Source organism: Pelagibius marinus (genome assembly GCF_014925385.1).
GTDB lineage: Bacteria > Pseudomonadota > Alphaproteobacteria > Kiloniellales > Kiloniellaceae > Pelagibius > Pelagibius marinus.
Map to the genome: position 1 here is coordinate 13,628 of NZ_JACSDK010000007.1, position 25,075 is coordinate 38,702.

The 25,075-nt window shown below is 66.1% G+C and carries 25 protein-coding genes; 16 read left to right on the forward strand and 9 right to left on the reverse strand.

What is annotated here, in order from left to right:
- Positions 1-76: 76 nt before the first annotated feature.
- Positions 77-1,039 carry a choline ABC transporter substrate-binding protein gene (locus H7X47_RS08485; RefSeq protein WP_193368227.1) on the reverse strand — a complete coding sequence of 321 codons (963 nt, stop codon included), beginning with the start codon at positions 1,037-1,039 and terminating at the stop codon, positions 77-79.
- Between the two features lie 267 nt (positions 1,040-1,306).
- Here H7X47_RS08485 and betI point away from each other — a divergent pair, with 267 nt between their 5' ends.
- From betI to H7X47_RS08515, 6 genes are all read left to right on the forward strand, one after another.
- Positions 1,307-1,888: a transcriptional regulator BetI gene (gene betI, locus H7X47_RS08490; protein ID WP_193368228.1), complete on the forward strand. Its 582-nt coding sequence runs from the start codon at positions 1,307-1,309 to the stop codon at positions 1,886-1,888.
- A gap of 10 nt (positions 1,889-1,898) precedes the next feature.
- Complete coding sequence (gene betB / locus H7X47_RS08495; RefSeq protein WP_319633564.1) at positions 1,899-3,359, forward strand: betaine-aldehyde dehydrogenase; 1,461 nt, start codon at positions 1,899-1,901, stop codon at positions 3,357-3,359.
- Positions 3,360-3,372: 13 nt separating this feature from the next.
- Positions 3,373-5,031 carry a choline dehydrogenase gene (gene betA, locus H7X47_RS08500; protein WP_193368229.1) on the forward strand — a complete coding sequence of 553 codons (1,659 nt, stop codon included), beginning with the start codon at positions 3,373-3,375 and terminating at the stop codon, positions 5,029-5,031.
- A 16-nt stretch (positions 5,032-5,047) separates the two neighbouring features.
- Positions 5,048-5,362, forward strand: a complete 315-nt coding sequence (locus H7X47_RS08505) for a hypothetical protein (protein WP_193368230.1) — start codon at positions 5,048-5,050, stop codon at positions 5,360-5,362.
- 133 nt (positions 5,363-5,495) lie between these two features.
- Positions 5,496-5,918 carry a RidA family protein gene (locus H7X47_RS08510; RefSeq protein WP_193368231.1) on the forward strand — a complete coding sequence of 141 codons (423 nt, stop codon included), beginning with the start codon at positions 5,496-5,498 and terminating at the stop codon, positions 5,916-5,918.
- 166 nt (positions 5,919-6,084) lie between these two features.
- Positions 6,085-6,336: a PA2433 domain-containing protein gene (locus H7X47_RS08515; RefSeq protein WP_193368232.1), complete on the forward strand. Its 252-nt coding sequence runs from the start codon at positions 6,085-6,087 to the stop codon at positions 6,334-6,336.
- A 136-nt stretch (positions 6,337-6,472) separates the two neighbouring features.
- On the opposite strand, the gene H7X47_RS08520 is transcribed toward H7X47_RS08515, so the two are convergent.
- Complete coding sequence (locus H7X47_RS08520) at positions 6,473-7,282, reverse strand: ferredoxin--NADP reductase (protein WP_193368233.1); 810 nt, start codon at positions 7,280-7,282, stop codon at positions 6,473-6,475.
- A 291-nt stretch (positions 7,283-7,573) separates the two neighbouring features.
- On the opposite strand from H7X47_RS08520, the gene H7X47_RS08525 reads away from it, so the two are divergent.
- The 4 genes from H7X47_RS08525 to H7X47_RS08540 all read left to right on the forward strand — a co-directional run bounded on the left by H7X47_RS08525 (position 7,574) and on the right by H7X47_RS08540 (position 10,159).
- Entirely contained in the window at positions 7,574-7,990 is a 417-nt protein-coding gene (locus H7X47_RS08525; RefSeq protein WP_193368234.1) for an HIT domain-containing protein, read from the forward strand.
- Between the two features lie 98 nt (positions 7,991-8,088).
- On the forward strand, positions 8,089-8,994 hold the full coding sequence (locus H7X47_RS08530; RefSeq protein WP_193368235.1) for a hypothetical protein: 906 nt from the start codon (positions 8,089-8,091) through the stop codon (positions 8,992-8,994).
- Positions 8,995-9,125: 131 nt separating this feature from the next.
- Entirely contained in the window at positions 9,126-9,449 is a 324-nt protein-coding gene (hmuQ, locus tag H7X47_RS08535) for a heme-degrading protein HmuQ (RefSeq protein WP_193368236.1), read from the forward strand.
- 83 nt (positions 9,450-9,532) lie between these two features.
- A complete protein-coding gene (locus tag H7X47_RS08540; RefSeq protein ID WP_193368237.1) occupies positions 9,533-10,159 on the forward strand; it encodes a hypothetical protein in 627 nt (208 codons plus the stop codon).
- A gap of 24 nt (positions 10,160-10,183) precedes the next feature.
- Here the strand turns inward: H7X47_RS08540 and H7X47_RS08545 are convergent, their stop codons facing one another.
- The 3 genes from H7X47_RS08545 to H7X47_RS08555 all read right to left on the reverse strand — a co-directional run bounded on the left by H7X47_RS08545 (position 10,184) and on the right by H7X47_RS08555 (position 13,537).
- Positions 10,184-10,618, reverse strand: coding sequence for a CBS domain-containing protein (locus tag H7X47_RS08545; protein WP_193368238.1), 435 nt, complete (start codon positions 10,616-10,618; stop codon positions 10,184-10,186).
- Positions 10,619-10,818: 200 nt separating this feature from the next.
- Positions 10,819-11,892 carry a HEAT repeat domain-containing protein gene (locus tag H7X47_RS08550; RefSeq protein ID WP_193368239.1) on the reverse strand — a complete coding sequence of 358 codons (1,074 nt, stop codon included), beginning with the start codon at positions 11,890-11,892 and terminating at the stop codon, positions 10,819-10,821.
- A 22-nt stretch (positions 11,893-11,914) separates the two neighbouring features.
- Complete coding sequence (locus H7X47_RS08555; protein WP_193368240.1) at positions 11,915-13,537, reverse strand: thiamine pyrophosphate-binding protein; 1,623 nt, start codon at positions 13,535-13,537, stop codon at positions 11,915-11,917.
- Positions 13,538-13,771: 234 nt separating this feature from the next.
- On the opposite strand from H7X47_RS08555, the gene H7X47_RS08560 reads away from it, so the two are divergent.
- From H7X47_RS08560 to H7X47_RS08575, 4 genes are all read left to right on the forward strand, one after another.
- The gene (locus H7X47_RS08560) at positions 13,772-14,473 is read left to right on the forward strand and encodes a hypothetical protein (RefSeq protein WP_193368241.1); all 702 of its coding nucleotides are present in this window, start codon (positions 13,772-13,774) and stop codon (positions 14,471-14,473) included.
- Between the two features lie 230 nt (positions 14,474-14,703).
- Positions 14,704-17,193 carry a ligase-associated DNA damage response DEXH box helicase gene (locus H7X47_RS08565; RefSeq protein ID WP_319633565.1) on the forward strand — a complete coding sequence of 830 codons (2,490 nt, stop codon included), beginning with the start codon at positions 14,704-14,706 and terminating at the stop codon, positions 17,191-17,193.
- Positions 17,190-17,879 carry a ligase-associated DNA damage response endonuclease PdeM gene (pdeM, locus tag H7X47_RS08570; RefSeq protein ID WP_193368243.1) on the forward strand — a complete coding sequence of 230 codons (690 nt, stop codon included), beginning with the start codon at positions 17,190-17,192 and terminating at the stop codon, positions 17,877-17,879. Before H7X47_RS08565 ends, pdeM begins: the two co-directional genes overlap by 4 nt.
- A 48-nt stretch (positions 17,880-17,927) precedes the next feature.
- Entirely contained in the window at positions 17,928-18,986 is a 1,059-nt protein-coding gene (locus H7X47_RS08575) for a hypothetical protein (RefSeq protein WP_193368244.1), read from the forward strand.
- Between the two features lie 175 nt (positions 18,987-19,161).
- On the opposite strand, the gene H7X47_RS08580 is transcribed toward H7X47_RS08575, so the two are convergent.
- Complete coding sequence (locus H7X47_RS08580; protein WP_193368245.1) at positions 19,162-19,650, reverse strand: fasciclin domain-containing protein; 489 nt, start codon at positions 19,648-19,650, stop codon at positions 19,162-19,164.
- Positions 19,651-19,903: 253 nt separating this feature from the next.
- Here H7X47_RS08580 and H7X47_RS08585 point away from each other — a divergent pair, with 253 nt between their 5' ends.
- Entirely contained in the window at positions 19,904-21,352 is a 1,449-nt protein-coding gene (locus H7X47_RS08585; RefSeq protein WP_193368246.1) for a cryptochrome/photolyase family protein, read from the forward strand.
- Here H7X47_RS08585 and H7X47_RS08590 read toward each other — a convergent pair.
- The 3 genes from H7X47_RS08590 to H7X47_RS08600 all read right to left on the reverse strand — a co-directional run bounded on the left by H7X47_RS08590 (position 21,349) and on the right by H7X47_RS08600 (position 23,666).
- Positions 21,349-21,942, reverse strand: coding sequence for a DinB family protein (locus tag H7X47_RS08590; RefSeq protein ID WP_193368247.1), 594 nt, complete (start codon positions 21,940-21,942; stop codon positions 21,349-21,351). The two genes, H7X47_RS08585 and H7X47_RS08590, sit on opposite strands and share 4 nt — an antisense overlap.
- 10 nt (positions 21,943-21,952) lie before the next feature.
- Positions 21,953-22,798 (reverse strand): LOG family protein, encoded by an 846-nt coding sequence (locus tag H7X47_RS08595; RefSeq protein WP_193368248.1) that lies wholly within the window; start codon positions 22,796-22,798, stop codon positions 21,953-21,955.
- A 340-nt stretch (positions 22,799-23,138) separates the two neighbouring features.
- On the reverse strand, positions 23,139-23,666 hold the full coding sequence (locus H7X47_RS08600) for a hypothetical protein (RefSeq protein WP_193368249.1): 528 nt from the start codon (positions 23,664-23,666) through the stop codon (positions 23,139-23,141).
- Positions 23,667-23,898: 232 nt separating this feature from the next.
- Here H7X47_RS08600 and H7X47_RS08605 point away from each other — a divergent pair, with 232 nt between their 5' ends.
- Positions 23,899-24,957 (forward strand): trypsin-like serine peptidase, encoded by a 1,059-nt coding sequence (locus H7X47_RS08605; protein WP_193368250.1) that lies wholly within the window; start codon positions 23,899-23,901, stop codon positions 24,955-24,957.
- Positions 24,958-25,075 lie beyond the last annotated feature (118 nt).

The window sequence follows — 25,075 nt, forward strand, 5'->3', positions numbered from 1 at the left end:
CTAAGTCTCCCAGAAAGCGGAACGGCCAGGCCGCAGGGCCTGACCGTTCCAAGCTTACACGCTTAGCAGCCAAAGACTACAGGCCGAGATGGGCCTTCACCGCGGCCAGGCCGTCCTTGCCGTCGATGGTCTGGACGCCAGCCAGCCAGCCGTCCAGCACGCCCGGGTTGGCCTTCAGCCAGGCCGTCGCCGCGTCGTTCGGCTCCTGGCCGTCATCCAGGATCGCGCCCATGATGGCGCCTTCCATCGGCAGGCTGAACTTCAGGTTGCTCAACAGCTTGCCGACGTTGGGGCACTCAGCCGTGTAGCCCTTGCGCACGTTGGTGTAGACCGTGGCCCCGCCGTAGTTCGGGCCGAAGTAATCGTCGCCGCCCGAGAGGTAGACCAGGTCGAAGTTGTTGTTCATCGGGTGCGGCGCCCAGCCCAGGAAGACGATGTCTTCCTTGCGCTTCGCCGCGCGGGCGACCTGGGCCAGCATGCCCTGTTCGGAGGATTCGACCACCTCGAAGCCCTTCAGGCCGAAGGCGTCGCCGTCGATCATGTCGAGGATCAGGCGGTTGCCGTCGTTGCCCGGCTCGATGCCATAGATCTTGCCGTCCAGATCGTCCTTGAACTTGGCGATGTCGGCGAAGTCCTTGATGCCCTTGTCCGCCGTGTACTTCGGCACCGCCAGGGTGTACTTGGCGCCTTCCAGGTTCACGCCCAGCACCTCGACCGAGCCCTCGTCACGGTACTTGGCGAGGTCGCCTTCCATGGTCGGCATCCAGTTGCCGAGGAAGATGTCGATGTCGCCGTTCTTCAGGCTGGCGTAGGTCACCGGCACGGAAAGCACCTCCGCCTCGGGCTCGTAACCCAGGCCTTCCAGCACCACCGAGGTGGCCGCCGTGGTGGCGGTGATGTCGGTCCAGCCGACGTCGGCGAAGCTCACTTCCTTGCAGGCTGCCGGATCGGCCGCCTGGGCGCTGCCGATCACGGCGGCGAAGCTCAGCGCGGTGACGGCGGCGCCAAGGCTGCCTCTCGCGAAGATGGTCTTGGTCATGTAATGCCTCCTCTTTCCCCAATTTCCCTGTCTGTTCGACACCGCCGCGGCCTTGCGCCGGGCGGCCGGCCCGGCCTGCCGGTGAAAACCGCTGCCGGGCTCCATCATTGTCATAAACAGCTTCGATGGCTGCTATGGAACCGAAGGGGCGAGGTTATGTTTTTTTGATTGAACGTTCAATCAAAATAAAATACCTCTGTATCTCTAGGCTCGGCGCCCCAGGTGCGGAGTCCCCTTTTCTTGCGTTCACGGAGGCCGCGAAGACCCATGCCCAAGGTCGGAATGGAAGATCTGCGGCGGCGGCAGTTGATCGCGGCGACCATCACCTCGATCCACGAGCAGGGCTTCGCCAACGCGACCATCTCGCGCATCTCCAAGACCGCGGGGTTGTCGGGCGGCATCGTCGCCCACTACTTCGACGACAAGGCCGGCCTGCTGGCCGCCACCATGCGCTCGCTGGCGCAGGACCTGCTGGCGGAGACCCTGAAACGCCTGAGGGCCGCCGAGACGCCGGAAGAGCGCATCGAGGCCATCATCCAGGCCAACTTCTCGACCGGGCAGACCGAGCCGGAATCGGTCTCGGCCTGGCTCGCCTTCTGGTCGGAGGCGCGCACCTCCCCCGCCCTGTGGCGCATCCAGAAGATCAACGAACGGCGCCTGCTGAGCAACCTGCGCTATTCCTTCAAGCTCCTGCTCCCGAAGGACGAGGCGCACATCGCCGCCGCCGGCCTGGCGGCCATGATCGAGGGGCTGTGGCTGCGTTGCGCGCTGTCCAACGGCCCGCTCACCATCGACCAAGCGCGCCTCATCGCCCGCGACTACGTCGCGCGCATTCTGCAAAAGGACTGACGCACCCATCGTGACCCTGCCCGAACAACAGCTCTATATCCACGGCGGCTACCGCGCCGCGATCAGCGGCCAAAGCTTCGAGACCGTGAACCCGGCGACCGGCGAGGTGATCTGCCGCGTGCAGCAGGCCGAGGCCGAAGACGTCGAGGCCGCGGTCGCCTCGGCGCGCGAGGGCTTCGCCGTCTGGTCGGCCATGAGCGGCACCGCGCGCGGGCGCGTGCTGCACGAGGCCCAGCGTATCCTGCGCGCGCGCAACCGCGAGCTGGCGGAGCTGGAGGTGCTGGACGCCGGCAAGCCGATTCAGGAAGCCGAGGTGGTGGATGTGATCTCCGGCGCCGACTGCATCGAATACTACGCCGGCCTCGCCGCCAGCCTGCACGGCGAGCACACGGACCTGGGCGGCGACTTCTTCTATACCCGCCGCGAGCCGCTCGGCGTCTGCGCGGGCATCGGCGCCTGGAACTATCCGATTCAGATCGCCTGCTGGAAGTCGGCCCCGGCACTGGCCTGCGGCAACGCGATGATCTTCAAGCCGGCGGAGCTGACCCCGCTGACCGCGCTGAAGCTGGCCGAGATCTACACCGAGGCCGGCCTGCCCGACGGCGTCTTCAACGTGGTGCAGGGCTTCGCCGCCACCGGCCAGGCGCTGACCCGCCATCCCGGCATCGCCAAGGTGTCGCTGACCGGCGAGGTCGGCACCGGCAAGAAGGTCATGGCCGACGCGGCCCAGAGCCTGAAGCACGTGACCCTGGAGCTGGGCGGCAAGTCGCCGCTGCTGGTCTTCGACGACGCCGAGGTGGAGAACGCGGTGAACGGCGCCCTGCTCGCCAACTTCTATACCCAGGGCGAAATCTGCTCCAACGGCACCCGCGTCTTCGTGCAGGAAGGCATCTACGAGTCCTTCCTGAAGCGCCTGGTGGAGAAGACCAGGGCCCTGAAGATCGGCGACCCCATGGACCCGGCGACCCAGGTCGGCGCGCTCATCTCTGCCGAGCACTGCGAGAAGGTGCTGAACTACATCGACCTCGGCCGCTCCGAGGGCGCGGAGGTCGCCGTCGGCGGCGGCCGTCCCGACGATCCCGTTCTTGCCAAGGGAAACTTCGTGGAGCCGACCGTCTTCACCGCCTGCCACGACGACATGGCGGTGGTGCGCGAGGAGATCTTCGGCCCGGTCATGACCGTGCTGGCCTTCAAGGAGGAGGACGAGGCCGTCGCAAGGGCCAACGCCACGCCCTACGGCCTTGCCGCCGGCGTCTTCACCAGGGACCTGGCCCGCGGCCACCGCGTCGTCGCGCGGCTGGAGGCCGGCACCTGCTGGATCAACACCTACAACATCACGCCCATCGAAATGCCCTTCGGCGGCGTGAAGCTCTCCGGCATCGGCCGCGAGAACGGCCGCGCCGCCATCGAGCACTACACCCAGGTCAAAAGCGTCTACGTCGCCATGAACGGCGTCGACTCGCCCTACTAGAGTTCCGTCTGCCATGCCCGAGACCCAAAGCTTCGACTACGTCATCGTCGGCGCCGGCTCCGCCGGCTGCGTGCTGGCCAGCCGCCTGACCGAGGACGCCGACGTCTCCGTGCTGCTGCTGGAGGCCGGCGGTCGCGACAACTCGATCTTCATCCATATGCCCGCCGCGCTGGCCAAGCCGCTGGCCAACGACAAGTACAACTGGTTTTACAACTCGGAGCCGGAGCCGCACCTGAACAACCGGCGCATGTACTGCCCGCGCGGGCGGGTCATCGGCGGCTCCTCCTCCATCAACGGCATGGCCTACGTGCGCGGCCACGCCCGCGATTACGACCGCTGGGCGCAGGGCGGCCTTCAGGGCTGGGACTACAGCCACGTGCTGCCCTACTTCCGCAAGGCCGAGACCTACGAGCGCGGGCCCGACGACTACCGCGGCGGCGACGGCCCGCTGAACGTCTCCGCCGGTCCCTGCAAAAACCCCCTGTTCCAGGCCTGGATCGAGGCGGGCCGCCAGGCCGGCTATCCGGTCACCCAGGACATGAACGGCTTCCAGCAGGAAGGCTTCGCCCACATGGACATGACCGTCCACAAGGGCCGCCGCTGGAGCGCCGCCGTCGCCTACCTGAAGCCGGCCATGACCCGGCCCAACCTCACCGTCTGGACCCGCGCGCTGACGACGCGCGTGCTGATCGAGAACGGCCGCGCCGTCGGCGTGGAGCTGGCCAAGGGCCACGAGCGCGTGGAGGTGCGGGCCCAGCGCGAGGTGATCCTCTCCGGCGGCGCCATCAACTCGCCGCAGGTGCTGCTGCTCTCCGGCGTCGGGCCGGCCGACGAGCTGAAGGCGCTGGGTATCGACGTCCGGCACGACCTGCCGGGCGTCGGCAAGAACCTGCAGGACCACCTGGAGATCTACGTGCAGCACGCCTGCACCCAGCCGATCACCCTCTATTCGGCCCTGAAGCCCTGGAACCAGGCGAAGATCGGCTTCGACTGGCTGTTCTTCAAGAAGGGCATCGGCGCCTCCAGCCAGTTCGAGGCCGGCGGCTTCATTCGTTCCAGGGCCGGCGTCGAGCACCCGGACCTGCAGTACCACTTCCTGCCCATCGCCATGAATTACGACGGCACCAACCCTGCGGGCACCCACGGCTTCCAGGCCCACGTCGGCCCCATGCGCTCGCAAAGCCGCGGCGAGGTCACCCTGAAGTCGGCGGACCCGAAGGAAGCGCCGCGCATCCTCTTCAACTACATGAGCCAGGAAGCCGACCGCCAGGAGTTCCGCGCCTCGGTGCGCCTGACCCGCGAGGTCTTCGCCCAGAAGGCCTTCGATCCCTTCCGCGGGCCCGAGCTGGCGCCGGGCCCGGACGTGCAGAGCGACGAAGAGATCGACGCCTTCGTGCGCGAGCACGTGGAGAGCGCCTACCACCCGTCATGCTCCTGCAGGATGGGCAACGACACCATGGCGGTGGTCGACGGCGCGGGCAAGGTGCACGGTCTGGAGGCGCTGCGTGTCGTCGACGCCTCGGTCATGCCGTCGATCGTCAGCGGCAATTTGAACGCCCCGACGATCATGCTGGCGGAAAAACTGGCCGACACCATCCGCGGCCGCGAGCCCCTGCCCGCCTCCGAGGCCCCGGTGTGGATCGCCCCGCACTGGGATACGCAGCAGCGGTAGCTCAGGAGCTGATGACATGGGAAGCCATCTGCAGATGTTGAGGGCAGCCGCCGTCACCGAAGTAGTCGAGCTCCATGACTACATCCAGTTGGCCTTTTCGAACGACTACGGGCTCAGCATCTATAACGATTTTGCGATCAAGCCAGAGGGCCGCAGACTCCACGATCTGCAGTCCAAGACAGTCGACCGCATCGTAGAAGCTGAAGATGAAGTAGTATTGTGCTTCGGGGGTGACCTGGAACTCTCTGTTTGCCTCAGGGACGAATGTTGGCATGGTCCCGAAGCCATGCAACTCAATACCCCGACTGGACAGGTTGTCATCTGGAATTGACGGTTATTGTCTCTGTCATGCTCGGGCTTGACCCGAGCATCCATGGAAATCCTTGGTTGGGACCGTGCTGCGGAGAAATGGACCCTCGGGTCAAGCCCGAGGGTGACCTCGTTTTACTTTGAGGAGCATCCCCATGGCCTACGGCTTCAATCCCCCCGGCATCTGGGGGCCGCAGGGGCGTGCCTTTTCGCAAGGCGTCATCGCCGGCGAGGGCGTGACGCTCTACATCACCGGGCAGGTGGCCTGGGACGCGGACAGCAATGTCGTCGGCCCCGGCGATGTGGCCGCGCAGATGCACAAGTCCATCGAGAATACCCGCGTCATCCTGGAAGCGGCCGGCGGCACGCTGGAGGATATCGTCTCCATGACCATCTACTTCCTCGACCGCGCCCACCTGCCGGACATCCAGGACGTGCGGCGGCAACACTTCAAGACGCCCGGCGCGCCGGCCAGCATCCTCATCCAGGTCTCCGGCCTGGTCATCCCGGAACTGCTGGTAGAGATCGCGCCGGTGGCCCTCATCCCGCACAAGCGCTTCAAGCGGCCGGACCGGTGAGCCTCCGCCCGCCGGGCCGCTGAGCCCCCGCCCGCCGGACCGCTGAGCCCCCGCCCGCCGGGCCGGCGCGCCGCCGCCTCTGGCGGAAATCCCTTCCAAGGCTGAAACCCCAGCGGCGCGAACCGCGTAGTTAGTCCTATAAGCAACCAACAGAGGGGTTTCAGTCATGATCAAGAAAACAGCTTTGGCCGCCGCTTTCCTGGCTTTCACGGCCGCGCCGGCGCTGGCCGCCCACTGCCCCAAGGACGCCGCCGCCATTGAGGCGGCGCTGGCCAAGGCCACCAACCTGAGCGAGGCCCAGAAGGCCGAGATCACGGCGCTCAAGGAAGAGGGCATGGCCCAGCATAACGCCGGCGATCACCGCGCCTCCGAAGCCACCCTGGCCGAGGCCATGCGCATGATCCTGACGGAAATGTAAGCGCGCAGAGACGCAAACCCCGTCACCCCCTGCCTCTTTCTTGCGGGAGGCAGGCGCTTGGCCGCGGCGCCGAGCGCGTCGGGACGCGGCCGGGTGAGGGGGACGCGGCGCGACTGCGGTGCCTGGAAAGGGACCCCTAGTCCACGAAGGCCTTTTCGACCACGAAGTCGCCGGGCTTGGCGTTGGAGCCCTCCTCGAAGCCGAGGTCTTCGACGATCGACTTGGTGTCCTGCAGCATCGCCATGGAACCGCAGATCATCACGCGGTCTTCCTCGGGATTCAGCGGCGCGATGCCGAGATCGGCGAAGATGCGGCCGTTCTCGATAAGGTCGGTGATGCGGCCCTTGGTGGGAAAGTCCTCGCGGGTGGTGGTCGCGTAGTAGGTCAGCTTGCCACCGACCAGTTCGCCGACGAGCGGATCCTGCTCGACTGAGTCGACGAGCTGTCTGCCGTAGCCAAGGTCGACAACGTGGCGGCAGGTGTGGGTCAGAATGATCTGGTCGAACTTCTCGTAGGCGTCCGGCTCGCGGATCAGGCTGGCGAAGGGCGCGATGCCGGTGCCGGTCGACAGCATGTAGAGGCGCTTGCCGGGCTTCAACGCATCGAGCACCAGGGTGCCCGTGGGCTTCTTGCCCAGCAGGATGGTGTCGCCTTCCTTGATGTGCTGCAGCCGCGAGGTCAGCGGCCCGTCGGGCACCTTGATGGAGAAGAAGTCGAGGCCGTCGTCCCAGGACGGGCTGGCGATGGAGTAGGCGCGCAGCAGAGGCTTGCCCTCGCCCATGAGGCCCAGCATGACGAACTCGCCGGAGCGGAAGCGGAAGCTGGCCGGGCGGGTCAGGCGGAAGGAAAATAGCTCGTCCGTCCAGTGACGCACGTCGACCACCGTCTCCGCGGTGACTGTCTTCGGCAGAACGGGTGCTTCTACGCTGTTACCATCCGGGGTCATGAACCGCGCTCCTTCCACTCTTTGCCTTCGCCTGCGGCAAGTAGCAAAAAAAGCCCCTGCAGGGGCCAGGTTTCCCAGGGTCCCGCAGGCGCTCACCTTCACCGCCAACGCGGCTCGTAGGCCTATATAATGGTTGTATTCTCCAGGGCAAGAGGAAGATGGTGCGCTGCGGAAAAATGCCGCAGTTTGGTCTTTTTCCCGGCCCACCCGGCGACGGCTCGCCAGGGCCGCGGCGCTCGGCTACCTTGGCGGCTTTCCCAGCGCCATTCGCACCTTGGGGGCGGCCAATCGATGAGCGAGAATTTTTCCCTGCACGAGCGCCTGGCGGCGGACTGCGTCACCCTGGCCGACTGGCCGCTCTGCCGGGTACTGCTGATGAACGACGCCAGCTATCCCTGGCTGATCCTGGTGCCGCGCCGGCCGGGGCTCACCGAGTTCCACCAGGTCGACGCCGGCGACATGCCGCAGCTGGCCGACGAGATCTGCGACGCCTCGCGGGCGCTGGAGGCCGCCTTCCGGCCCGACAAGATCAACCTCGGCGCGCTGGGGAACATGGTGCCGCAGCTGCATATCCACGTCATCGCCCGCTTCAGGGACGACCCGGCCTGGCCCGGCCCGGTCTGGGGCGCCCAGCCGCCGGCGCCTTACGGGGCAGAGGCCCTGCAGGCGCGGCTTGAGGCCCTGACGGCCGCCTTCGGCGCGGCGTAAATTCCTGTCCGCGTCTTCCGCTCCGGCGATGTCTGTGGAACAATGCCCGAAAAAGAAATGTGAAAGCAGACAGGGTTCGTCACAGGGAGAAAGAGACAATGCGAGGGACTCTGAAGGCAGCGGCCAGCGGCGCGGCGCTGTTCCTGCTGCTCACCACACCGCTGGCGGTCCAGACCGCCCAAGCCCAGACTGACGAAGAAAAGCTCAAGAGCCTGCTCGAGGAGCTCGACACCCTGATCGACAAGGGCGAGGCCCAGAACCTGGCCGACCCCTGGTTCCTGCAGGACCTGCGCGCGCTCGCCGACCGCTACGGCCAGACCTGGCCCGTGGTGCTGCTCGATCACCGCTTTGATTCCAAAAGCTCGCAGCCCAAGGCGCCCTGGGAGATCCGCAAGGGCGAGATGAAGATGGACTGGTCACGCGGCCTGCGCTCGCGCGTCGAGGCCAAGTCCGGCCAGAACAAGAAGATGAGCGACGAAGAGCTGGTCGGCGAGATCGTCGGCGGCCTGCTGGGCAAGGCCCTGGGCGGCAAGAACTCGCAAGGCAGCCAGACGGTCGACCCCTCGACGCCGGCGCTGGCGATCGCCGAGCTGCCGGTCAGCAATGCCTTTCGGATGACGGCCCAGATCACCACCCGCGCCATGGCCGGCGACACCAACGGTGCCTTTGAGATGGGCGTCCTCCAGACCGGCAACTCCGGCTACCGCCTGGTGCTGACGCCCAAGGCGGACAGGAGCGCCGTGGTCACGCTCTACGCCGTCTCCCAACGCGGCACGGAACGGGTCGTCGAAAGCGCCGACTACAACACGGCCATCGTCGACGACCAGCCGCTGGAGTTCACCCTCGCCCGCCGCGCCGGCGGCCAGATGTCCGCCGCCATCGGCGAGCAGGAGTTGTTCTCGGCCAGCGACCGCAGCTTCAACGACGCCTTCACCTCCATCCTGCTCGCCAACCGCGGCGGCGACTACGCCGTCCGGCAACTGACCCTGCGCGGCACCAAATAAGCTGCGCCCCACCGGGTTCCGGCCAAGGCTGTTTCTGGTGGACTGAATCGCAAATGACTTGCATTCGCAATAACGGCCGGCCATCATGCGGCCCGGAAGTCGTCGAGATGCCGCGTCAAAAGGGAGGCCCCATGTTCATCGCCATGAACCGCTTCAAAGTGAAGCATGGCCAGGAGACCGCCTTCGAGGAGGTCTGGAAGAGCCGCGACACGCACCTGAACGAGGTGCCCGGGTTCCGCGCCTTCAGCCTGCTGAAGGGGCCGAAGCGCGACGACCATACGCTCTATTCCTCCCACACGGTCTGGGCCTCGCAGAGCGCCTTCGAGGCCTGGACCAAGTCGGAAGCCTTCCGCCTGGCGCACCGCAACGCCGGCGACAACAGCGGGCTCTACCTCTCCCATCCCGAATTCGAGGGTTTCGAGGTGGTCCAGGAACTGCTGCCGGAAACCGCCTGAGGCGCGGGATCCTACGCCAATAAAGAAATCCTTCACCGCTGGCGGCTAGATTAGGGCGGCACCCTTCCGAGAGTTCCGCCGCAATGGACAGCGCCCCCTGGCCCAGCATGGACGGCCGCCCCTCCCCCTATCGCCTGGAAGCGACCTGGGCCTGCTTCTTCCAGCGGCTCGGCTGGCGCGTCGACACCAGGCCCGCGGGACTGAACGGCTGGATCCCCAGCTTCGCCATCCGCGGCGAGGGCGTCACCACCCTGGCCGACGTCCGTCCAATGCGGGAACTCTCGCCCATCGTCGCCGCCAACATGCTGAGTGCCTCCCACTGGGAGCCGATCCACCCGCGCGATCCCCTTTCGCCCAAGGCGATCCGCCACAGCCTGCTGCTGCTCGGCGAGTCGCCTCTGGCGCCGCTGGAGGCCGCGCCCCGGCTGCACGGCAAGGACCGGGCCTCCCTCGGTTGGATCCACGACGGCGTCGACGCCATCGGCGTCTACGAGGGCGGCAGCAGCGACTGGCAGATCGCCTACCTGCTGGAACTGCCCGATGTCTCGCCGCGTCTCGGCTTCTCGGGACTTGCGGGCAACTGGATGGACCGCATCTCCGGCAGGCACTTCAACATGATGACCGACAAGGTCACCTGCCCCGCCCGCGCCGACATCGCCGCGCTGTGGCGCGACTGCGAGGCAGTGACAGCGGCCGCCTCTCCCGGCTAGGCCGGCAGCCCGCCGGGCGAAGCCTCAGGCGTTGCCGCCGATGTAGCCCTGGAGCTGCTCGATGGTGAATTTCTGCTCGTCGATGATGGTCTTCACCAGGTCGCCGATGGAGATGATGCCGACGAGCTTGCCCTCCTGCATGACCGGCAGGTGCCGGAAACGCTTCTCGGACATGATGGCCATGCACTGGTCCACCGTCTGCTGCGGCGTCACGAAGATGACGTCGGGAACCATGATGTCGCGGATCGGGGTGTTGGAGGAAGACCGCCCCTTCAGGATGACGTTCCGCGCGTAGTCCCGCTCGGTGAAGATGCCGACCGCTGCATCGTTCTCCGTCACGATCACGGCGCCGACGTTTTTGCTCGCCATCAGTTGGAGTGCCTTCAGCACGGTATCGTCCGGCCGGACGGTCAGGACGTCGTGCCCCTTGTTATCGAGCACCTGCTTTATCGTTGTCATGGCGCATTTCCCCGCAAGTCGCTGACCTGACTATACCCCCGCCCCCCTGCCGGATGCCCCACCCGGCAGAGGAAAACGCTAGCACGAACGGTCGCTGATCGGAAGAAGCGCTGATTCCCTCACCTGCGAGCGTAAAATGGGGCGCCGGCGGCTGCTCCACACCCTCATCGCGCGAAGTCTGCCTTAAAACCGCCGGCCGATCATTCGGTGTCCTCCCGGTAGTCCAGACAGGAAACACTCACCACCTTGTCATCGGCGGTCCATACGCCGAGCCCGAAGTCGTCGAAGTCGTACGCTGTCTGAACCTCGCCGTTCTCGTACTCCACCGTCGGCCCGATGTCGTCGGGCGGACAGCCCAGCAGCTTCTCCAGCTCGGCCAGCGTCAACCCCACCAGGTCAACTCCCTTGTAAATGACGCCCTTGTACCCGGTCACGCACACCAGCACCCCCTCCTCTACGGAGAGATAGTCATCGGAATGCGGCAGTGAAAACGTTTGCCATTCTTCCGGACCCGCTTCCGGATCCTCCTTGAACCGCGCAGCAAACCTGTCGACGTATTCGTCAATCTCCGTGCCGAAAACGAAAGGGCCGAGCGAAATGTTTGGGATCAACTCCCAGCCTTCGCGGTCCGGACTCTCCTTCCAGGCGCCGATCTCCTGCATGACGCGCTCAATGGTCGTCCAGACTGCGCGGCTTGTCTCCGTCTGCCATGCCTGCTCGAGAGCGGCGACAATGGGCTCCCGGTTCGTATCGTCGATAACGTCGGCAAAGCCGTTGGCGACGGAGCAGCGCGTCTGATAGCAATCTGCCTGCAAGAGCGTGATCGCTCTGTCCAGGTAGGCCGCCTCGCCGAGAATCGTCAGAGCGAAGCAGTAGGAACCCTGCTCGGCCGTCGATACCTGCGTCAGCCTGTCCTTCAGCAGCGGAATGACAGAAGAATCCCGGGCCGCCGCCAGAGCCCAAGCAGCAGACCGGCGGACCAGCTCGCTCTCGTCGTCCAGGAACGGCCTGATCCTGCCGGCGTCGTCGGTGGAGAGGTCATTCCGATAGCTAAGCTCGTCGAGACACTGGGCGCGCACGAGTTCGTCCGGGTCGTCGAGAGCCTCGAGCAAAAGGTCTGTCGTCTCCCGGGAGCGGTTGGCGCCAATGCGCTCGATTGCCTCGTAGCGGATCTCGGCTTCCTCGTCGCGGACGAGCGCGGCCAACTTCTGATAGTCGGCGTCTTTTCGCGGATCGAGCCACCCGACGAGCGCCAGTTTCTCTTTGAGGGACATGATTTCTCTCCCGCCCGGCGTCTCAAAACCGTCCGTCATAGCCCTGGCGGTCGATCATCGCGGCGATGACGGTGAAGGTCTCGGCGTTGAGAGCGTCATCCAGGGCCTCTTCCAGCTCGGCGCGGCTCGTCACCGTATGACCCAGGCCGCCGAAGGCGCGGCCGATGGCGGCGAAGTCGTGGCTGCCGAAGTCGACCCCGGCGTTGGCCATCTGGCGCTGGCGCTGCTTCAGTTCGATGAGCGCCAGGCTGGAATCGACGAAGACCACCACGACGACGCGCGAGGCGAGCTCCGCCGCCGTCGACAGCTCGCCCGCCACCATCAGCAGCCCGGCGTCGCCGGTGAAGGCGACCACCGGGCGCTCCGGCTCGGCGAGCTGCGCGCCGATCGCCAGCGGCAGGGCGCAGCCCATGGTGCAGAGCCCCGTCGACTGCAGCAGCGTGCGCGGCTCGTAGGTCCGCCACATCTGCGCCAGCAGGATGCGGTGGGCGCCGGTGTCGCAGGTCGCCACCGTCTCCTTGGGCAACACCCGGCGGCAGGTGTCGATGACGGCGGCCGGCCCCCAGGCCTCGTCGCGCGGGAAGGCCTCGGCGAGCGCGCCCTTCAGCACCTCGACCTCGCCCACCTCCCAGGTCGCCTGCGGCGCCGCGCCGTGGCCCAGCACGTCCAGGGCCTTGCCGCAATGGGCGACGAAGTTGATCCCCGCCTGGTGCACGTAATGGCGGTTGGGCTCGGCGGCGATGTCGATGACGTGCACCGCCTCCGGGTCCCAGGGTTCGCACCAGCCGGCGCGCATCTCGATGGGATCGTAGCCGAGGCAGAGGATGAGGTCGGCCTGCTGCACGAAGGGCAGCAGCAGGGCGTCGGCCTTGGGCGACAACCCCGCCGCGCCGAGGCAGAGCGGATGCTCTTCCGAGACGATGCCCTTGGCCTTGTAGGTGGTGACGAAGGGCAGGGAGAAGATCTCGCAGAAGGCGAGGATCGCCTCGCCGGCGTCGTCGGCCAGCGCATCGAGGCCGACGATCATCACCGGGCGCTTGGCGTCCTCCAGCCAGAGCCGCGCCCGGTCCAGGTCGTGCCCCGGCGCCGGGGCCGCGGGGGCGGCCGGCGGGCGGCGGCGCAGCAGTTCCGGCACCACCGTCTGCTCGGCCACGGCGATGGGCACGTCGATGTGCACCGGCCCGGCGCGGGGGTCGGTGGCGATGGCGACGGCCTTGTCGGCGACAATGTCGGCCCCCTCGGCGGTCAGGCGGAAGGAGGCCTTGGTTACGGGGCGGAGGACCTGCCGGTGGTCGAGGATCTGGTGGGTGTAGGTCAGGGCCGCGGTCTCGTCGACGCAGCCGGTCAGCACGATGAGCGGCACCCGATCCTGCTCGGCATTGGCGACGACGTTCACGCCGTTGACCACCCCCGGCCCCACGGTCGCCACCAGGATGCCCGGCGCGCCCGTGCGCTGCCACACCCCCTCGGCCATGAAGCCGGCGGCGTTCTCGTGCTTGGCCAGGATGAACTTGATGCCCGCCGCCTCAAGCGCGTCCACCAGGGTCAGCACCTCGCCGCCCGGAATGCCGAAGGCGTAGCGGCAGCCCGCTTCGTTGAGCCGCCGCGCCACCAGATCGGCGGCGCGCACCTTGCTGCCCGTCATAACTGTCTCCGATTCATCGCTCGGCCCCAACCAGCGCGGCGAGCTTAGCGCCCGCGCCTGTACCTTGTCTTGGATTCCGGCGGACGTCATGTAATCCGGACGCTATGCCGAAAAAAACTGGCCGTACCCCTAGTGAAGATGCCAATATTGAGTGCAAATTTCCAAGCTGACAACGAATGCTGAAGAAATATTCTTCGCTGGCAGCCTCCAGAGATAGTTCGTCGGGAGGAGCTGATGTCAATATCCGCGTTGCCGATTGTCACGACGGTATTTTCCTACTTCAGTCCCACCAAATCGCCTTACTATGCGGTGATTTCCTTCGGCACGGTCGGTCTGGTCCTGGCCCGCAATATCAACGAGACGAACTGGCTGATCATCTTCCTGCCGATCTATTTGACCCTGCTGGTGTCGACGGTCCTGTCATTGAGAAGCCGGCCTGAGTTCACCTCGGAGGAGTACAACAACCAACTGCGGTTCGCCCGCAGCTTCGGCATCTCCAGCGCCATTCTATGCCTCGCCTTCACCGGATTGCGCGTTGAGTCCTTCGACGACCAGGGGGAACTGGTGAACCGCTGGTTCTTCTGGTCCGGCTATCTTGTCTCCCTGCTGCAGATTGTCGTGTTCCTGCTCTACATCTTCATCTACCACAACTACGATGCGCGCCAGAGCGGCCGGAATTTCATTCAGATCAGCCTGGTGACCTCGTCTTTTTTGATCGGCGCAACCTACACGGTGACGGAGCGCTTTGATTCTGAGTCTACCCCCTTCCTGGCGACCCTCCTTGGCCTCTATGCCCTCTGGACCATCTGCATCGCCTACCTGACGCTCTACCTTGCGCAGAACTTCCAGCTCGTGGCGCCGGAAGACGCCACCCCCCAGCGCAGCCCGGCCGAGGAGACAGGCGTCCCCGCCACCGAGCCGGCGCCGCCGGAGTAGGTTCAACAAGGTGGAGCGGGGTTGGCGTCGCGCAGACCTCGCATTGCCCGCACCGTCTCTCCTCCCGTCACCCTCGGGCTTGACCCGAGGGTCCATTCCGCCGATGCGCGTCGGCTGATCCATGGATGCTCGGGTCAAGCCCGAGCATGACGACCGGGGAATCGGCAAAAGAGAACAAAACGGCATCATCGCCCTTCACCCGCCCCGGTCGCCGGTTTATCTTGGGCGCTGTGAGCCAGCCCGCCCTTCTGTCCGAGACCAACCTGGATGCCTTGCCGCCGATCTTCGCGGAATGGTTCCGGGCGCGCGGCTGGGCGCCGCATCCGCACCAGTTGGAGATGCTGCGCGCGGCCGAGGCCGGGGACTCGGCGCTGCTGATCGCGCCGACCGGCGGCGGCAAGACCCTGGCGGGCTTCCTGCCCTCCCTGGTCGATCTGGCCGCGCAGCCGCCTGAATCACGACAGGCCGGGCTGCACACCCTCTACATCTCGCCCTTGAAGGCCCTGGCGGTGGACATCCACCGCAACCTCACCCAGCCGATCGAGGAGATGGGCCTGGAGATCGCCTGCGAGACCCGCACCGGCGACACCCCGCAGTCCAAGCGCCAGCGTCAGCGCCGCCGTCCGCCGGGCATCCTCATGACCACGCCGGAGTCCCTGGCCCTGCTGCTCAGCTACTACGACGCGCCCCAGGTCTTCGCCGGGCTGAAATGCGTGGTGATCGACGAGCTGCACGCCTTCGCCGGGACCAAGCGCGGCGACCTGCTGGCTCTCGGCCTCGCCCGCCTGCAGAGCCTCTCCCCCGGCCTGCGCCGGGTCGGCCTCTCCGCCACGGTGCACGACCCGGACTGGCTGGCCGCTTGGCTGGCCCCGACCGCCGAACCATCCGGCGTGCGCCGGGTGATCGGCCGCGACGGCGCCGAGGCGGAGGTGGAGATCCTCACCACCAAGGAGTACCTGCCCTGGTCCGGCCACATGGCGGTCCACGCCCTGGAAGAGGTCTACCAGCGCATTCGCCGGGCGGGCACCACCCTGGTCTTCGTCAACACCCGCGCCCAGGCGGAGATCGTGTTCCAGGAGCTCTGGCACATGAACGAGGACGGCCTGCCCATCGCCCTGCACCACGGCAGCCTGGCGGTCGAGCAGCGCCGCAAGGTGGAGGCCGCCATGGCCGCGGGCAAGCTGCGCGCCGTGGTCGCCACCTCCTCCCTCGACCTCGGCATCGACTGGGCCGCCGTCGACCTGGTGGTGCAAGTCGGCGCGCCCAAGGGCTCGGCCCGGCTGCTGCAAAGGATCGGCCGCGCCAACCACCGGCTCGACCAGCCGAGCCGTGCCCTGCTGGTGCCCGCCAACCGCTTCGAGGTCCTGGAGTGCCGCGCCGCCCTGGAGGCCGTGCGCGCCCGCTCCCTGGACGGCGACCCGCCGCGGCCCGGCGGACTTGATGTACTGTCTCAACACATCCTCGGCACGGCCTGCGCCGGGCCCTTCGACGCCGAGCAGCTCTACCGGGAAGTCACCTCAGCATTCCCCTATAAGCCTTTGGATCGAAAGACTTTCGACCGCACGCTGGATTTCGTGGCGACAGGCGGCTACGCGCTTAAGAGCTATCAGCGCTACCGCCGCTTGAGCCTTGATAAGGAAGGCTTTTACCGGGTTACCAACAACGACCACGTGCACCGCTACCGCATGAACGTCGGCACCATTGTTGAGACGCCGCTCTTAAAGGTGCGTCTGAGGAACGGGCGTGTCTTGGGCGAGGTGGAGGAGCACTTCGTCAACGGCCTGCTGCCGGGCGACAGCTTCATCTTCGCCGGCCAGCTGCTGTGCTTCGAAGGCCTGCGCGAGAACACCGCGGTGGCGAGCCGCGCCGCCGGCGGCGATCCCAAGGTGCCCGCCTACGCCGGCGGCCGCCCGCCGCTCTCCACCCCCCCGGCCGAGCGGGGGGGCGGCATCCTGGCAGACCCGGAGGGCGGCCACGACCTGCCGCCGGCCGTCGGCGAGTGGCTGCGCATCCAGCGCTGGCGCTCCCAGCTTCCCCCCGCCGACGGCCTGCTGGTGGAATGCTTTCCGCGCGGCGAGAAGGAGTTCCTGGTCGCCTACTGCTTCGAGGGCAGGAACGCCCACCAGACCCTCGGCATGCTGCTGACCCGGCGCATGGAGCGGGCGGGGCTCTCCCCCCTGGGCTTCGTCGCCACCGACTACGTCATCGCCGTGTGGAGTCTGAAGCCGGCCGACGACATGGATGCCCTCTTCGACGAGGACATGCTGGGCGACGACCTGGAGGAATGGATGGCCGAGTCCTCCATGCTGCGGCGGACCTTCCGCAACGTGGCGGTCATCGCCGGCCTGATCGAGGCGCGCTCGCCCGGCCAGGAGAAGTCGGGCCGCCAGGTGACCTTCAACGCCGACCTGATCTACGACGTGCTGAGGAAGCACGAGCCCGACCACATCCTGCTGCAGGCGACCCAAGCCGACGCCGCGGGCGGGCTCACCGACATCGGCCGCCTGGCCGCCATGCTGAAGCGGGTGAAGGGCCGCATCCGCACCCGCCGCCTGGAAAAGATCTCGCCCCTGGCGGTGCCGGTGCTGCTGGAGATCGGCAAGGAGCAGGTCTACGGCGCGGGCCTGGACGAACTGCTGGACGAAGGCGCCCAGGCCCTCATCGACGAGGCCACCGGCGGCATGGAGATCGGCATCGGCCAGGCGGAGCTGCCCCTATGAGTGAAACCCTTCATAAGGCGGGCCGGCTGGTGGTCAACGGCGTCGAGCTGCAGGCCGATCTCTCCGGCGCGCTGATCTGGCCGGCCCGGCGTCTCGCCGTGGTCGCCGACCTGCACTTCGAGAAGAGCACCGCCTTCGCCGCGCGCGGCCAGTTCCTGCCGCCCTACGATACGGCGGCGACCCTGGACAAGCTGGAGGCGGTCATCACCCGCCACGAGGTCGAGCGCCTGATCTGCCTGGGCGACTCCTTCCACGACGGCGAGGCCGCCGGACGCCTCGACCCGGTCCAGGGCGAGCGCCTCAAGGGGCTGACCGCCCGGTTGGAGTGGACCTGGACCGCCGGCAACCACGATCCCGCGCCGCCGGCGGAACTGGGCGGCGGCATAGCTGAAGAAATCACCGAAGGCGCCCTCACCTTCCGCCACGAGGCGGACCCGGCCGCGCGCGGCGGCGAGGTCTCCGGCCACTTCCATCCCAAGGCGGCGGTCAGGGTGCGCGGCAAGCGGGTCTCCGCCCCCTGTTTCGTCACCGACGGCCGGCGGCTCATCCTGCCCGCCTTCGGCGCCTTCACCGGGGGCCTCAATGTCCTCGACCCGGCGATCTCGGGCCTCTTCCGCAAGGGCTTCCAGGCGACGCTGCTGGGCCGCAGCGGCCTCTTCGCCTTCCCCAGGCAGGCGTTGGTCTGAAGACGAGCACTATTGCCACGACCAGCTTCAACTCTATGGAACCACGCAATGTTTAAAGCCGACACGGTCTTTGTTGTAGGCGCTGGCGCAAGTAGCGAGGTGAAGTTACCGCTGGGCAGCCAATTGAAATCAAGAATAGCGGACGCGATCGACATCAAGTTTGGACGTGACCACCAAGAAACCGGCTCGCCCGAAATCATGGATGCGCTTCGCGTCCATGCAAACTTTGTCAGAAACACCACGCCTAGTTGGGTTGATGTAAACCACTATCTACATGCTGGTTGGCGCATTCGTGATGCAATGCCACAAGCATCCTCCATTGATACCTTTATCGACGCCCATAGCGGAAATGAAGCGATTGAGCTGTGCGGCAAGCTAGCAATTTCTCACACTATTCTGAACGCAGAGAAAGCAAGTTTGTTGTATGTCGACCAGAGGATGAGGAAGGATCATTTCGACTTTAAAAGCGTCGAGAAGACATGGCTATCGAGGTTCTTTCAAGCCCTCACCACTGGCTGCTCAAAGGATCAACTACCATCGATTTTTGACCAAGTTGCTTTCGTAACCTTCAACTACGACCGATGCATTGAACATTTTCTGTACCACTCTTTGCAGAATTTCTATGGCGTTGCGGCAGAAGAGGCAGCCGAGTTAGTCAACTCGCTAAGAATCTATCACCCTTACGGACAGGTAGGCCGCTTGCCATGGCAAAATGAACTCTCACCGGTCCCTTTCGGTGCTTCCTGCGGTGGGTCGGACCTCTTGACGATATCGTCTCAGATTAAGACGTTCACTGAGCAAGTCGATGATGAAGATTCTCTCGGAGCCGCCCACGAAGCAATCACCAAAGCCGACCAGGTCGCGTTTCTCGGATTCGCATTTCATGACCAAAACATGGAGCTTCTAAACCCAGGCACTGAAACGTCGGCCCGACGCATTCTCGCAACCGGAAAGGGGCTGTCAGGAACAGATTGCGACATGGTCCAGTCTGAACTAAAGCGGGCCTTCGAGAAAGCAGATGGCTCAGTACCGTTCATCCACGTGGGCCAAAACCTGACGTGTGTCGACTTATTTGACGAGTTTCTGCGGACGCTTCTGTCTGCTTAACAACCGCAGCGGCCTCTTCGCCTTCCCCAGGCAGGCGTTGGTCTGAAAAGCCGGAGGCAAAAAGAGGCGGCCGCCCGCGAAGGATTCGGGGCGGCCGCGGGAGGTCGCAGCGGCGGAGGGGGGAAAGGGAGCCGCCGCTGCGTCAGCAACACATCAAAGGCTCTTGCTCAGGTACTTATTGGGGAAGTACGACGGTGTCGATCACATGGATCACCCCGTTCGAGGTCTCGATGTCGGCCTTGACGACCTTGGCGTTATCGACGGAGACGCCGCCGTTCAGGGCGTTGATGCTGAGCTTGCTGCCCTGGACCGTGTCGGCCTTCACCTGCTTGTTCAGAAGGTCGGACGACATCACCTTGCCCGGCACCACGTGGTAGGTGAGCACCGCCACCAGCTGGTCCTTGTTCTCCGGCTTCAGCAGATTCTCGACCGTGCCGGCAGGCAGCTTCGCGAAGGCTTCGTCGGTCGGCGCGAAGACGGTGTAGGGCCCGTCGCCTTTCAGGGTGTCGACCAGACCGGCGGCCTTCACCGCGGCGACCAGGGTCTCGAACTGGCCGGCGGAAACGGCGGTATCGACAATGTCGGCAGCCTTGGCGGCGACGGCGGAAAGTGCCAGCGGCGCAGCCACGGCGGCAGCAAAGAGAGCGCGGGAAAGTGAGTTCATGACGGGATGCCTCCTAGGTCATGGGGTCTGTCGGACGCAGCGGAAGCAGCTGCAATGCCGCCTCGGCCGTCCGCTCGAACGCCGATCTATGGTCCGCAAGAACTCCGTCAAGCCATTGAGAGAAAAAAGAAAAATTTATCTGCTTCCGGTGATCGGACTTGCCGGGTGCTGCGTATAAACGTTCTAATGCGCTCGTTTTCTCCGCCGCTTCGCGGGCGCAGACCCGATTGAGGAAAGGCCACAGACCCGCGCCATGCCCGACGCTTCTCCCGTCATCGTCTGGTTCCGTCAGGATCTGCGCCTGGCCGACAATCCGGCGCTCGCCGCCGCGGTCGAGCGCGGCGCGCCGATCCTGCCGCTCTACATCCTCGATGACGATACCCCCGGCGCCTGGACACCGGGCGGCGCGGCGCGCTGGTGGCTGCATCACTCCCTTGCCGCCCTCGCCGCCGACCTGACAAAACTCGGCGCGCCGCTCTGCCTGCGCCGCGGCAAGGCCGCCGAGGTCGTGCCGGAGCTGGTGGCGGAGACCGGCGCCGGCGCGGTGTTCTGGAACCGCTGCTGCGAGCCCTACGCCGTCGCCCGCGACAAAGCCTTAAAGGCCGCCCTGACCGGACAGGGCCTCGAGGTCAGAAGCTTCAATGGCAACCTGTTGGTGGAACCCTGGGAGCTGACCACCGGCCAGGGACAGCCCTATAAGGTCTTCACGCCCTTCTGGAAGGCGCTGCTCGCCGCCGGCGCACCGCGCGCGGCGCGGGCGAAGCCGGAAAAGCTGCGCGGCCTCGACGGCCTCGATGGCGACAACTTGGATGATTGGAACCTGCTGCCGACCAAACCGGACTGGGCCGGCGGCCTCAAGCGCGCCTGGAAACCGGGCGAGGCCGGCGCCGTGGAACGGCTGGTGGAATTCCTCGAGGGCGCGGCCGGCGCCTACAAGGGCGAGCGCGACCGCCCGGACCTGCCCGGCACCTCCCGCCTCTCCCCGCACCTGCACTGGGGCGAAATCTCCCCGCGGCAGATCTGGCAGGCGACGCGCCACGCCGTCGACGCGGGCGAATTGCAGGACAGCGCCGCCATGGCCTTCCTGCGCCAACTCGGCTGGCGCGACTTCTCGCACAATCTGCTGTTTCACTGGCCGGACTTCCCCGAGCAGTCCTGGCGGCGCGAGTTCGACGCCTTTCCCTGGCGCGACGACGATGTCGCTTTTGAAGCCTGGTGCCGCGGGCGCACCGGTTATCCCATCGTCGATGCGGGCCTGCGCCAGCTCTGGGAAACCGGCTGGATGCACAACCGGGTGCGCATGATCACCGCCTCCTTCCTCATCAAGGACCTGCTGATCCCCTGGCAGCGCGGCGAGGCCTGGTTCTGGGACACCCTGGTGGACGCCGACCTGGCCAACAACGCGGCAGGCTGGCAGTGGGTCGCGGGCTGCGGCGCCGACGCCGCCCCCTACTTCCGCATCTTCAACCCCGTCACCCAGGGCGAGAAGTTCGATCCCAAAGGCGACTACATCCGCCACTGGGTTCCGGAGATATCAGAGCTGCCCGACAACCTGCTGCACAAGCCTTGGGAAGCTTCGGAAGAGGAACTGAAAAATGCCGGGATTACGCTCGGCGAAACCTACCCGCGGCCCATCGTCGACCACAAGGCCGCCCGCGCCCGCGCGCTGGCCGGCTACGAAGCGGTGAAGAAGGCGAACTAGCCTGCGTCCGGTTTGGACCAGCCGCCCCACAGCTCCGCCTCGCTCCAGCCCAGCGCGGTCCCACCCAGGGCCTCCAGGTCGCCGCACCGCGTCCCGGCATCCTGATCCAGGAAGAACTCGTCGAGCTGCGGCGGCGCGACCGAGGTGCCGGACAGCATGGCGTGCGCCTGCCCACGGTGGTGAATCTGGTGTTCGAAGAGGTGCAGCAGCACCCGGTCGCAACGCTCGAAGCGGTCGCCGTCCCGGCGGATCAGGCGCACCGTCGCGCCAAGCGCCACCTCGTCCAGCCCTTCGCAGAGCCTGATCAGCCTCCGGTCCACGGACTCCTGTTCGCGGCACAGGTCGGAGGCGGTCTTGCAGGGCACCTCGTCAATGAAGGCCGCCAGCCCCAGCGTGCCGCCCTCCAACGCATCGACGTAGTACCAGTCGACGACGAGGATGTGGTTGAGCGTGGCCAGCAGCGACGGGAAGAATCCCGTGCGCGGCGCCTCGAGCTCCGGCTGCGGCAGGCTGGCGCAGGCTCGAAGAAGGCGGTAGTTGGCCCAGGCGTTGTTGCGCGCCTGCGCCAGCAGATAGCTTTCGGGCTCCATGCCCCGAACGCTAGAGTCGCGGGCCCGGGATGTCGAGGGCGTAGGAGGTGAGCTGATCGGTGATGAAGTCGAAGGCCTCGTCCACCGAGTCGGTGCGGAAGAAGAGCTCCAGGTCCTCGGCGTTGATGGTGCCGTAGCGCTCCAGGGCTTCCAGGTTGACCACTTCGGACCAGTACTTGCTGCCGAAGAGCACCACGGGCATCTGCTTGCGGATCTTGCCGGTCTGCACCAACGTCAGCAGCTCGAAGAACTCGTCCAGGGTGCCGAAGCCGCCGGGCATCACCACGACGGCTTTCGCGAGGTAGGCGAACCAGAACTTGCGCATGAAGAAGTAGTGGAACTCGAAATTCAGCTCGCGGCTGATGTAGGGATTGTCGATCTGCTCCATGGGCAGGGAGATGTTGAGGCCGATGTTGAGGCCCCGCGCCTCCGAGGCGCCGCGGTTGGCCGCCTCCATGATACCCGGCCCGCCGCCGGAGCAGACCACGAAGCGACGGTCGTCATCGGCCAGGCTCTTCGACCATTCCGTCAGGCGCCGCGCCAACTCGCGGGTATCCTCGTAGTAGCGCGACATCTCCAGGTTTCGCTGCGCCACGGTCAGATCTTCGCCCTTGGAGCGCGCCTCTTCCAGGCGGCGTTCCGCCTCGTCGCGCGGCAGGATGCGCGCCGAACCGAAGAAGATGATGGTGTCGTCGATCTTGTAGTGCTTGAAGCGCGCGTTGGGCTCGACGTACTCGGAGAGGATGCGCAAGGAGCGCGCCGAAGCGCTCTCCAGGAAGTCCAGATTGCGGTAGGCCTTTTGCGGCTCGCCCCCTGCGGAGGTTTCCACGGGCTTGTCTTTATCACTGCGCTGCATCACTCGATACCTTGGGAGCTATACGTTCTGAAACCAGGCACTAGAGGGCTTATACCTGAAGTTTTGTTAACAATACCAATATCACCCGGCCAGCGGCGCCCGGGCGGCGACCTGACTGTGGCGCCGGGGCGCCGGGAGCGGAATGGGGAACGCCCCCGCCGGGGAGGTCTCGGCGGGGGCTCACTGGGTCACATTATCTTTGCTAAGGCGGGGCCCGGAGACGACGCCGGGAACCGCACATATTTAGTTCGTATACCTATAATCGTTTCGATGCAAGAGGCTGACTGCGCGAAGCGGAACTCCCCATTTTCGCCCCCGCTCACCTGCTGCTGACCGTCAGCTACTGATCTATCGTCCACTTGCGCATGAAGCTGCGGGCCAGGTCGCGCCAACCGATGTTGGTGGTGACGCCGTGGTTGGTGAGGCTGGTGACGAAGAGCCCGCTGTCGCTCCACAGCAGCACCCGCCCGCTACGGTCCGTCTCGGTCTTGCGGTCGAAATAGCGTGTGTTCTGAATCGCCCGCGCCTCGATGTAGCTGATGCAGACATCGCCTTCGTAGCGCACGGTCGTTGCCTGCAACTGGATCCAGACATGCGCCGCCCGCTGCACCGTGATGCCCTTCTCCGCCAAAGGCTGCTGGAAAGACTCCATGATCAGGTTCTCGTCAAAGCCGCAGGCGAGGCTTTGCTGGCTGAGTTGCGCGACGGACATCTGCACCACGTTGACGTTCGCCAGCGGCCCGCCGATCACCCGGGGGCGCGCCTGCGTGTCGGTCCCGCTCTGCGCCTGGGCCCCTGTCTCCACGCCGGAAATCAGCGCGGCCGACAACACTACGGCGGCGGCGAGACGGCTTAACGGCGGCATCATTGGGAATCTCCTTCGTGGTGTTTGCGTGCGACTGGCGCAGAGTACGCCATGTGACCGCTCCAGTTGAATTCAAAAAGGGGCTGCGGCCCCTTCATGCCCCAATGCACACCTTCATGCTAGGAATAGGCTCAGGGAACTGGCTAGTCTGCTGGCACAGCGTAATCGGGCCGATGAACTGGCGGCAACAGCTCTGCGACCCGATGTCATGGCCATGACACAGAAGGAGACGCACATGCCGAGCAACAAGAGGCAGGACCGGCCCCACGGCCGGGACCGCACCGCAGCCTCCGCAGGTACCATCGGGAAGGCCGTCTGCGCGACTGCGCTGCTGCTGCTGCTCCAGGCCTGCGCCGCTCCACCGCCGCCGCCTGAACCCGAGCCCGGCGGCGTCGCGCCTTCGGCGCCACCGCCGGCCGGTGCCCCCATCGCGCTGGACGGGCGCCTGCAGGTCGACGCGCAGGAGTACCCCTGGAGCGCCATCGGCCGCCTCAATGTCGCCGGGCGCACCTTCTGCAATGGCGTCCTTATCGGCCCGCAGCAGGTGCTGACCCAGGCCCGCTGCCTCTACGACGCGCGCAACGGGCGCTGGTACCGGCCGCTGGAACTGCACTTCATCGCGGCCTACCAGTCGGACAACTTCCTGGCCAACTCCCCGGTCGCCGCTTTCACCGCCGCCCCGGGCTTCAGCCCCACCGGCGGCACCAACCTGTCCAACCTGACCAACAACTGGGCCGTGGTCTCCCTGGAAAAGCCGATCGGCAGAACCACCGGCTGGCTGGGCGTGGAATGGGACAACAGCCGGCTTCAGGCGGCGGCCGACAGCGGCAAGGCGGCCTACCTGCGCGCCGGCTACCGCGCCGACTGGCCCCACGCCCTGAGCGTGCATTTCGGCTGCGGCGAGCAAGCGGGCGGCCTCGGCAACGTCTGCAGCGCAACGCCGACAGAGCTGGCCCTGCCCTCCTTCGTGCTGACCAGCGGCGAGCTTCGCGTGCTGGGCGACTACTACCTGCGTTCCGCCGCCCAGGGCAGCGCCTTCTCCCAGGCCGCCGCTGCGCCGATCAACGACAATCGCCTGGGCCGCGCCACCGCGCCGGCGACCGGCGGGCCGGTGCGGCAACAGCCCCAGGTCTCGGTTTCGCGCTTTCTGCAGGGCCTCGGCTATGACGTCGACGGCCGCGGCCTGGAGGGCGCCATCGCCGACTACCTGGCCGACCGGGGCCAGAGCGCAAGCGGCGGCGCCTCCATCGAACTGTTGACGTCCCTGGTGAATGCCGCGCAGCGCCAACCTTGATGAATGCCGCGCAGCGGCGAGACGATTCCCAAGCCTCGAAAAAAAAAGTGGGTGGGCCTGGGAGGGCCGCCCCCCGCGGTATCTCTGGGGGGAAAAGGGGGATGGAAGGAAGGAGAAG